This window comes from Micromonospora sp. NPDC049529 (assembly GCF_055586685.1).
In genome coordinates, this window is the sequence record NZ_JBVJHT010000022.1 from 117752 (window position 1) to 125067 (window position 7316).

Below are 7316 nucleotides of genomic sequence, written 5' to 3' on the forward strand. Positions count from 1 at the left end.
TTTCCCCCCCCCCCCCCCCCCCCCCCACCCCCCCCCCCCCCCCCCCCCCCTCTCCCCCCCCCCCCCCCCCCCCCCCCCCCCCCCCCCCCACCGCCGTGTCTCACGTTAACGGCGTCAACGGCGGGCGCGGGTACGCCACCTGCCGCCGACCAGGGACAGGATCAGGATCGCCGTGGCGGCCAGCGTGATGCTCGCCCCCGCCGCCACGTCGTACGCGCTCGACGCGAGCAGCCCGACGACGCCGCTGACCGCGCCGAACCCCATCGCCAGGGCGGTGATCACGCCGATCCGGTCGGACCAGGCCCGGCCGGCCGCCGCCGGGGCGACCACCAGGGCCAGGGTCAGGATGGTCCCGACGACCGGCACCAGCGCGACGATCACCAGCTCGATCAGGACCAGCAGCACCAGGTCGACCAGCCCGGGGCGGTAGCCGGCGGCGCGGGCGCCGACCCGGTCGAAGCCGACGAAGAGCAGCGGCCGGCCGCCGAGCGCGAGCACCAGCGCGACCAGGCCCAGCACGGTCGCGATCATCAGCAGGTCACCGGTGGACACGCTGAGGATCGAACCGACCAGGAACGACGACAGGTCCCGGCTGAACCCGTTCCGGGTGGCGACCAGTCCGATCCCGAGGGCGAATCCGCCGGCCAGGATGACACCGGTCGCGGCGGCGGCGTCCTGCCCCCGGGCCCGGCTCAACGCGGCCACCCCGACGGCGACGACCAGGCCGGCGACCGCGCCGCCGAGATAGATGTTCACCCCGATGATGCTGGCCGCGACGACACCGGGGAAGGTGGCGTGGCTCATCGCCATGGTGAAGAAGGAGAGCCGGCGCAGCACCACCTGCACCCCGATCAGCCCGGCCAGCAGGCCGACCAGCACCGCCGCCACCAGGGCCCGGTGGAAGACGTCGTCCCACCAGCTCATCGGTGCCCCGATCCGGCGGGTGCGACGGCCGCCGTACCGCGCCCGGTGCCGACCCGTCGCCGGGCTCGCCGGGCCCGGAGCAGACCGACCGGCAGGGCCATCAGGTACGCCGCGACCAGCGCCAGTACGACGGCGCAGGCCGAGGTGAGCCGCAGTCCGTGGTCGACCGAGGCGGTCCAGCTCGCCAACAGTCCGAGGTAGCCGGCGCCCAGGGTGATCCCGATCCCGATCACCGCCATGGCGAGCAGCCGGTCGGTGAGCAGTCGCGCGGTCGCCGCCGGCACCAGCAGCAGGGCCACCACCAGCACGGTGCCCACGGCCCGGACCGAGGCGACCACGACCAGGGCGACGATCACGTTCAGCCAGGCGTCGAGCCAGCCGATCCGGTAGCCGGCAGCTGCCGCGCCGACCGGGTCGAAGGAGCGGAAGACCAGCAGCCGGGCGCTGAGCGCGAGCAGTCCGAGCACGACAACCGCGAGCACCCCCGTCTGTACGAGCTGCGGCCGGCTGACGGTGAGCACCCGCCCGAACAGGAACGAGGTCAGGTCGGCGGTGTACGACGACCGCCGGGAGACCAGGACGACGCCGACGGAGAACATCGCGGTGAGCATGACCGCGATCGCCGCGTCCTCGCCGAGCCGACCGTGCCGGGTCAGCAGGCTGAGCGCGACGGCGGTGACCAGGCCGGCGACGAGTGCCCCGCCGAAGATGCCCTCGATCCCGCCGGCCAGGTAACCGATCACCACACCGGGGAAGACGGTGTGGGTCAGCGCGTCCGCGACGAAGGAGAGCCGGCGGACGAAGATGAACACGCTCACCGGTCCGCACATCAGTGCCAGCAGGGCCAGTTCGGCCAGCGCGCGGGCCATGAACGGGGCGGTGAACGGGTCGATCAGGAAGTCGCGCATCAGGGTTCGACCAGCATCGTCGCGCCACCGTCGAGTTCCACCGCGTGGCGGCCGTACGTCTGCCGCAGCAGTGCCGGCGAGAGGGTTGCGGGGACCGGGCCGAAGGCGTACTGGCGACCGTTGAGCAGGCACACCGTGTCGCAGGCGTCACGGGCGACGGCGAGGTCGTGGGTGCTGACCACCAGCGCGGTCCCGTCGGCCCGCAGGGTCGCCAGCACCCGCAGGATCTTCTCCTGGCTCGGTGCGTCCAGGCCGTTGAGTGGTTCGTCGAGCAGCAGCAGGCGCGGCTGTGCGGCGATCGCGCGGGCGAGCAGCACCCGTTGCCGCTGACCCCCGGAGAGCAGTCCGAACCGGGTCCGGGCCCGGTTGGCGAGCCCGACCCGGTCCAGTGCCTCGGCGGCCAGCCGCCGGTCGGCCCGGCCCGGTGGCCGCAGCCAGCCGGCGTGCCGGTAGCGCCCCATCAGCACGACCTGTCCGGCGGAGACCGGGAAGTCGGCGTCGAGACTGTCGAGCTGCGGCACGTACGCGGCGCGCCCGCGTGCGCGCACCGCTGGCTCGCCGAGGACGGTCAGCGAGCCGTCGAGCAGCTGGGCGAGGCCGAGGACCGCCTTGATCAGGGTGGACTTGCCGGCGCCGTTCGGTCCGACCAGTGCCAGTGCCTCGCCCGGTCGTACGGTCAGGTGCACGCCGCTCAGTACGGTACGACCGGCGTAGCCGACGCTGGCCCGCGAGAACCGCAGGGCAACGTCGGCCGCCGGTACGCCCTCGGGCGACTCAGCCACCGAGAGCCTGCACGATCGTGTCGGTGTTGTGTTCCTCCGCGCCGATGTAGGTGCCCTGCGGTGTGCCCTCGGTGCCGAGGCTGTCGCCGTACAGCGCGTCCTCGCCGCCGACCACCTGGACGCCGGCCTGCCGGGCGATCGCCTCGGCGCTCTTCGGCGGCAGCGAGCTCTCGCTGAAGATCGCCTTGGTGCCGGTCGCCCTGATCTTCGCGACGAGGTCGGTGAGTTGGGCGGCGGAGAGTTCGGCGCTGGTGTCCATGCTCGGGATGACCGAGCCGACGAATTGCAGTTTGTAACGGTCGATGTAATAGCCGAACGCGTCGTGGTTGGTCACCAGCTTGCGTTGGTCGGCCGGGAGCGCCTCGAACTTCTTCGTGTTCTCGGCGTCGAGTGCGTCGAGCTTCGCCGCGTAGTCCCGATAGTTCTTCCGGTACGTCTCCGCCCGGCCGGAATCGGCGGTGACGAACGCCTTCTCGATGTTCTCCGCCATGATTTTGGCGTTCAGTGGGTTGTGCCAGATGTGCGGGTCGCCGTCGGCCGTCTCCTCGTCGTCGGGATCGCCCTTGCGCAGGGTCACGCCCCGGCTGGTGTCCACGACGGTGCCGTCGAAGCCGGCCGACTCGATCGTGCGGTCGAGCCACTTCTCCAGGCCGACACCGTTCTTGACCACCAGGGACGCGGTGGCGATGGCCTGGATGTCGGCGGGGGTCGGCTCGTACTCGTGCGGGTCGACGTTGGGTTTGATCAGCTGGGTGACCCGTATCCCGTCGCCGCCGACATTGCGGACGAAGTCGGCCACCTCCGGAGTGGTCGCCACGACCGACAGCTTCTGTTCATCGGTTGGTGAATTGGCCGTACCGTCATTGGTTCCGGCGTTTCCGGAACCGCACGCGGACACGGCATATACGGTCGTGACCGCGATCGCCGCCCGGATCGCCCAGGATGCTGACGCTCTCAACAATGCCTCCTCCGTCATTCGATCAGCGGAGACGCTAGCGGTTTTCATTTTCATCGTCTAATGGAGTCATCAGCATCCGAACATGCGTCGAATGCGCGACCGTACGACGACGCCGCCGCGAGGAGCGGACTCCTCGCGGCGGCGCGGCAGGTACGGCGTACGTGTTCCCGCCCGGGGGTCGGGCGGCTGCGGTCAGACGGTCGTCGTCGGGCGCGGCTCGGCGCTGGCCGATTCGAGCTGTTCCGCGTCGCGGTTGGCCCGGTACTGCTTGATCGAATAGGCCAGCGCCCCGGCCCAGACCAGGTAGATCGCGGCGTAGAAGGTGTAGCGGGTGCCGTCCGAGGCGTCGATCCAGTCGCTGCGCAGCAGCGAGCGGGTGTTGGTCAGGATGATGACGCCACCGACCGCCGAGCCGAGGATGCGCGGCGGGATGTGCCGGACCAGCCAGGCGGCGATCGGCGCGGCGATCACGCCGCCGATCAGCAGCGCGGCCACCCAGCCGAAGTCGATGTTCTCGCTGCCGATGCCGACGAGGAAGCCGAGGCTGGCGGCGATCGCGACCAGGAACTCGCTGGTGTCGATCGACCCGATCACCTTGCGGGGTTCCATCCGGCCGCTGGCCAGGATCGCGGGCGTGCCGACCGGGCCCCAGCCACCGCCGCCGGTGGCGTCGACGAAGCCGGCGACCACACCGAGCGGGCCGAGGAACCGCTTGCGCAACGGCTGGCCGAGCCGGTCGCGCGGGATACCGAACGCGGTGAACCGGACCAGGATGTAGATGCCGAGTGCGAGCAGGATCAGCGCCATCACCGGCGCGGCGACCTCGGTGGACAGACCGGAGAGGAAGGTCGCGCCGGCGAACGCGCCGACCGCGCCCGGAATGCCGATCTTCGCGACCACCTTCCAGTCGACGTTGCCGAACTTCCAGTGCGAGGCACCGGAGGCGAGCGTGGTGCCGATCTCGGCCAGGTGCACGGTCGCGGAGGCGGCGGCCGGGTTGGTGCCGATGGCCAGGAGCAGGGTGGTCGAGGTGACGCCGTAGGCCATGCCCAGGCTGCCGTCCACGAGTTGGGCGCCGAGGCCCACCAAGGCGAGGAGGAGAAGTTTGCGCACGGTGTTTCCTTTCCCTGCGGTCAGTCGCCGAGTGCGGTGCGTTGGGGGATTCGGCGCGAGGACAGGACACGGGCGAAATTGTTGCTGTTCCCTACTTAGTTGATAGGGATTGTGCGCGGTCTGGATCCCCGGGTCAAGAGAGGGGGATCGTCGATTCGGCTGTTCCGCGCCGGCCGTGCGTCGGCGCCGGCACGTCAATGTCCGCCGGCAGCCGCCGGCTCGCCACGGCCGCCATCCGACCGGGGTACGGCAACAGCTGGTACGCGTACCGCCGGGGTGGGTTCGCGGTGCGGAGCCGGCGGCTACCCGGCGGGCGGTGCCGGGGTCAGGTTCTGCAATCGGACCTGGCCCCGCGCGGCCAGCCGGCCCTCGGCGTCGGTGATGTCGACCTGCCACAACTGCTGGCTGCGACCCTGGTGCACCGGGGTTGCCACGGCGGTCAGTTCGCCCTCGCGCACCGCGCGCAGGAAGTCGGTCTGGTTCGACACCCCGACCACCCGGCCCCGGTTGCCCCACCAGATCGCGCCGCCGATGCTGCCCGCCGTCTCGACCACCGAGGTGTAGACACCGCCGTGCACGATCCCGTACGGCTGGTGCAGCTCCGGCCGGCAATCCCAAGTGATCACCACGCGCTGCGCGGAGGCCTCGTCCAGCCGCAGGCCGAGCAGCCCGGCGAAACCACCGGTCAGTTCGGAAAACTCCACCGCTGTTCCTCCTCGACCTCGACCGGCCCGACGAACTCCGGCGGTGATCATCCGCCGGACACCCTACCGGCCGGGTTAACCGGGTGGGGCCCATCAGGGGAGATGGGGGAGAATCCCTACCGTGACCGATAGCAGCACCGTGACCGAGAGCAGCGCCTCTCCCGCCGGGTCGACCGGAGCGGGACCGCTGATCGACGACCTGCAGTGGCGGGGCCTGATCCAGGATTCGACCGGCCTGGACGAACTGCGGACGCAGTTCGCCGCCGGGCCGGTGACGTTCTATGTCGGCTTCGATCCGACCGCGCCGAGCCTGCACGTCGGCAACCTGATGCAGATCACCACCGCGCGCCGCCTGCAACTGGCCGGAAACCGCCCATTGCTGCTGGTGGGGGGCGCGACCGGACAGATCGGGGATCCGAGGGAGAGCGCCGAGCGGTCGCTGAACCCGCCCGAGGTCATCGCCGGTTGGGTGGGTCGGATCCGGGAGCAGCTGGCTCCGTTCGTCAGCTACACCGGCGACAACGCCGCCCAGCTGGTGAACAACCTCGACTGGACCGGCGTCATGTCGGTGGTCGAGTTCCTGCGCGACGTCGGCAAGCACTTCCCGGTGAACAAGATGCTCGCCCGCGAGGTGGTCCGGGCCCGGTTGGAGACCGGGATCAGCTACACCGAGTTCAGCTACCAGCTCATGCAGTCCCACGACTACTTCGAACTGCACCAGCGGTACGGCTGCCAGTTGCAGTTCGGTGGCTCGGACCAGTGGGGCAACATCACCGCCGGGGTGGACTACATCCGTCGACGGGGGGCGGGCCCGGTGCACGCCTTCGTGACCCCGTTGGTCACCAAGGCCGACGGCACCAAGTTCGGCAAGAGCGAGGGTGGTGCGGTCTGGCTCGACCCGACCATGACCAGCCCGTACGCCTTCTACCAGTTCTGGATCAACGCCAGCGACCAGGACGTCGGCCAGTACCTGCGGTTCTTCAGCTTCCGCTCGCACGCCGAGATCGAGGAGTTGGAGCGGGCGACGGCGGAACGGCCGGCGGCCCGGCTCGCCCAGCGGGCGTTGGCCGAGGAGCTGACGACGCTGGTGCACGGCGAGGAGGAGACCCGGCAGGCGGTCACCGCCAGCCAGGCCCTGTTCGGGCGGGGTTCGCTGGACGCACTCGCCCCGCAGACGTTGCACGCCGCACTCACCGAGGCCGGACTCGTACGCCTCGCCGAGCTGCCGCCCGTCGCCGTACTGCTCAAGGAGGCCGGTCTGGTGGGCAGCCTGAACGAGGCCCGGCGGGCGATCACCGAGGGTGGCGCGTACGTCAACAACGAGCGCGTGTCCGATGTGGACGCGACGGTGTCGCCGCAGTCGTTGCTGCACGGGCGGTACCTGGTGCTGCGACGGGGCAAGCGCACCTTCGCCGGTGTCGAGCTGGCCGTTTAGTCGCGTCTGCTGATGTGACGCGGAACGCGCCCGGCGGATTTGACGATCAATCCGCCGGGCGCGTAACTTTCTCTCTGCCCGCAGGGGAACGGACAGAAACGGTGTGAACAACACCGGGAGGCCGGATCTGCGGGACAACCTCCAGGCTCTCGGACCGGCAACCGCCGGGTACGAGGCTGGCGGGCGGAGCGACACGGATGATCTGCTCAGCAGGTCGATTTGGCGTCGCGCATCCGACCGGGTATGGTTGCAGGTCGGCAGGGAACCGGACGACGTGCGGGTGAGACCGCAGACAGGACGGCCTGCACATCCCTCTGGAACTTCTACGGCGGGTCACCCGCCGTGGCTTACCGTGGGGATGAGTCAGACAAACCGGGAAATTTCGGTTTGACTCGGCGGAAACGACCGGGTAACGTGGTTAAAGCGCCGGGCGGGAACGCTGGGTGTGAATGTCGAGGTTAAAAGCCCCGGGTTGTGGGCCCCTTGATTGGG

Annotated in this window: 7 protein-coding genes; 1 reads left to right on the forward strand and 6 read right to left on the reverse strand. The window is 70.3% G+C overall.

The genetic code is table 11. The annotated features are described in order from the left end of the window. Positions 1-114: 114 nt before the first annotated feature. The 6 genes from ACZ6QQ_RS31035 to ACZ6QQ_RS31060 form a co-directional block, all read right to left on the reverse strand. On the reverse strand, positions 115-924 hold the full coding sequence (locus ACZ6QQ_RS31035) for a metal ABC transporter permease (protein ID WP_465881114.1): 810 nt from the start codon (positions 922-924) through the stop codon (positions 115-117). Further along, positions 921-1832: a metal ABC transporter permease gene (locus ACZ6QQ_RS31040; RefSeq protein ID WP_465881115.1), complete on the reverse strand. Its 912-nt coding sequence runs from the start codon at positions 1830-1832 to the stop codon at positions 921-923. The genes ACZ6QQ_RS31035 and ACZ6QQ_RS31040 overlap by 4 nt, the downstream gene beginning before the upstream one ends. Continuing rightward, positions 1832-2614 (reverse strand): metal ABC transporter ATP-binding protein, encoded by a 783-nt coding sequence (locus ACZ6QQ_RS31045; protein WP_465881116.1) that lies wholly within the window; start codon positions 2612-2614, stop codon positions 1832-1834. Before ACZ6QQ_RS31045 ends, ACZ6QQ_RS31040 begins: the two co-directional genes overlap by 1 nt. Beyond that, entirely contained in the window at positions 2607-3431 is an 825-nt protein-coding gene (locus tag ACZ6QQ_RS31050) for a metal ABC transporter substrate-binding protein (RefSeq protein ID WP_465881118.1), read from the reverse strand. The genes ACZ6QQ_RS31045 and ACZ6QQ_RS31050 overlap by 8 nt, the downstream gene beginning before the upstream one ends. Positions 3432-3764: 333 nt before the next feature. After that, positions 3765-4685: a sulfite exporter TauE/SafE family protein gene (locus ACZ6QQ_RS31055; protein ID WP_465881120.1), complete on the reverse strand. Its 921-nt coding sequence runs from the start codon at positions 4683-4685 to the stop codon at positions 3765-3767. A gap of 302 nt (positions 4686-4987) precedes the next feature. Continuing rightward, on the reverse strand, positions 4988-5440 hold the full coding sequence (locus tag ACZ6QQ_RS31060) for a PaaI family thioesterase (protein ID WP_465881121.1): 453 nt from the start codon (positions 5438-5440) through the stop codon (positions 4988-4990). A gap of 88 nt (positions 5441-5528) precedes the next feature. On the opposite strand from ACZ6QQ_RS31060, the gene tyrS reads away from it, so the two are divergent. Further along, a complete protein-coding gene (gene tyrS, locus ACZ6QQ_RS31065; protein WP_465881135.1) occupies positions 5529-6824 on the forward strand; it encodes a tyrosine--tRNA ligase in 1296 nt (431 codons plus the stop codon). The last annotated feature ends 492 nt before the right edge of the window (positions 6825-7316 follow it).

What these genes read in the sequence shown, in the direction of transcription:
- ACZ6QQ_RS31035 (WP_465881114.1), bottom strand. Translation starts at nt 924, where the DNA reads ATGAGCTGGTGGGACGACGTCTTCCACCGGGCCCTGGTGGCGGCGGTG.
- ACZ6QQ_RS31040 (WP_465881115.1), bottom strand. Translation starts at nt 1,832, where the DNA reads ATGCGCGACTTCCTGATCGACCCGTTCACCGCCCCGTTCATGGCCCGC.
- ACZ6QQ_RS31060 (WP_465881121.1), bottom strand. Translation starts at nt 5,440, where the DNA reads ATGATCACCGCCGGAGTTCGTCGGGCCGGTCGAGGTCGAGGAGGAACA.